This is a genomic window from Terriglobus sp. YAF25, from assembly GCF_052113305.1.
GTDB lineage: Bacteria > Acidobacteriota > Terriglobia > Terriglobales > Acidobacteriaceae > Terriglobus.
Map to the genome: position 1 here is coordinate 1 of NZ_JBFRCY010000775.1, position 2,065 is coordinate 2,065.

Below are 2,065 nucleotides of genomic sequence, written 5' to 3' on the forward strand. Positions count from 1 at the left end.
CGTGCATCATGGCACGGCGATCAGCCATGGGTTCGGTGTACCAGTTGACCTGCTCGCCACGTTTACGATCCATGGGGTAGAAGCAGAGATACTTCGCCGGCGGGATGGCTGGGAAGAGGCGCGAACTGAGCGAGGCGAAGGTGCGTGCGGTGGCCTCGCCGGCGCCGGCGTTCCACTCGGGCGTACCCGGCTCAAGGCCTTTCTCGGCGAGTTGGGCGTAGATCTTCTCTGAAGACTCGTAGAGACCAAGCTCGACGACGGAAAGGTACGAGGATGTCTGCTGAAGAAAGGGATAGAGACGGGTCTGAGCCAGCTCAAGCTCGACGCGGTTCAGGTCTTCCAGCGAATCGCGGAAGTGGATCAGGACGAGGTCTCCCTTGTGGCCGATCTGCGAGAACAGTGCTGACTGGTTCGGGTGCCCATTGGGTTCCGTGTTACCGGCCTCCCAGCGAGCGAGGAGCCCGCTGAACTCCTCTGAGATGGCCGTGCGCTCGTCAAGGGGAAGCTTTTTCCAAGCAGTCCAGTCAAAGCGGAAGATCTGGTGAAGGACGTTGGAACCTTCAAGCGTCAGGGGTACCTGTGGGAGTTCGGGCAAAAGGACATACCTCCGTTCACCCTTAATTATCGCAGCAGAAGAGCTGGCTTCTCGATAGGCCTGTTTTCCTGACTAGATCATCCTCATAAACGAGGTGCTGAACTGAGCGTGCATTCCCCCGACTGCGGTGTCGCCTTGAAAAGAAAACAAAAGCGGTCTCGCTTTGCTCGATACCCCACCGTTGTTACCCCAACGAACAAGTTCGTCGGGGGCCCCACCGTTGTTACCCCAACGAACAAGTTCGTCGGGGGCCCCACCCTTTCGCTACGCGAAAGAATGGGGCAACGAGTGTATTGCCTGAGTAGGCTCTTATTGTGCGACCGTGATGGTTGCGCTTCCGGAGCCTGAGGCGTAGTTGGCTCCGTTATATGTGGCCGTAATGGTGTGGCTGCCAACCGTCAGGCTGGAGGTTGTGTAGGCGGCTCGTCCATTGCTGTCGACTGCGATAGTCGCCAATAACGTACTGCCGTCGTAGAAGGAGACTGAACCGACGCCGGCCGGCGGCCCTGCGCTCCAGGATGTTACTGCCGCTGCAAACGTCAGACTTGTTCCCGCGCTTGCGTACCAACTCGAAGGTGTGAGCGATACATTCACCGGCGCTGCGGTCATCGTGAAGCTCTGCGTCTGAGTCGCTGCACCGTAGTTGGTTTGCGGTGGATAGCTGATGACGACCGTGTGGCTGCCCGCCACGGGCTTTGTCAGGGTAAAGCCCGCACTGCCGCCGCTCAGCGGAACAGATACCGCCGCACCGCCGTCGAGGCTATAGTTGATCCCACCCTGTGGTGTGCCCGCATTCGAGCTCACGTTGACCGTGCATTGATAGTTGGAACCGTAAGGCGAAGATCCATTCCAACAGGAGACGCCCATGGTAACCGGAACCGGAGTGACATTCACTGTGGTTTGCGCCGACGTGCCTGCAGGATTATTTCCGTCGCCGGAATAGACCGCGGTGAAGGTGTGTGTGCCCGCTGCCAGCCCGGGTGAGATGTACCAGTAGGCGCATCCATTCCCTTGCAGCGACAACGTGGTAAGCGAGGCGACTCCGTCTACGATCTGAACGGTTCCGGTAGGCGTTGCCATCGTAGCTCCGGTGACACAGGCGGTGACATTGGTAGCACCGGGATATGTCAGTTGTGTGCTTGCGAACTGAAGCGTGACAGCCGCGTCGTAGACACCCAACGTCAGGCTTGCCGAGCCGGTAAGGTGGTTGGTATCTCCACCATACTGAGCCGTAATCACTTCGTTGCCAGAGGTTGTTGGCACAAAGGAACAGGTTGCGACTCCTGACGAGCTCACTGCTGCGGTACACAACACAGAGGAGCCCGCGCTGAAGGCGACGGAGCCACCGGGCTGCCCTGCCCCGGTGACCGTCGCCGTCAATGTCTCGGTCTTTCCTTGTGCCGCAGGGTTAGAGCTTGTAGCAAGGGCCACGGTAGATGCGGCCTGCTGTATAGTCAGTGTCCCGTTTAC

The 2,065-nt window shown here is 59.0% G+C and carries 2 protein-coding genes; both read right to left on the reverse strand.

Annotated elements, in window-relative coordinates; genetic code table 11:
* The coding region (locus AB4043_RS23555; RefSeq protein WP_442308265.1) for a chlorite dismutase family protein at positions 1–595 on the reverse strand (595 nt) is incomplete at its 3' end.
* Positions 596–904: 309 nt separating this feature from the next.
* Positions 905–2,065: Ig-like domain-containing protein (locus AB4043_RS23560; protein ID WP_442308266.1), on the reverse strand; the 1,161-nt coding region annotated here is incomplete at its 5' end.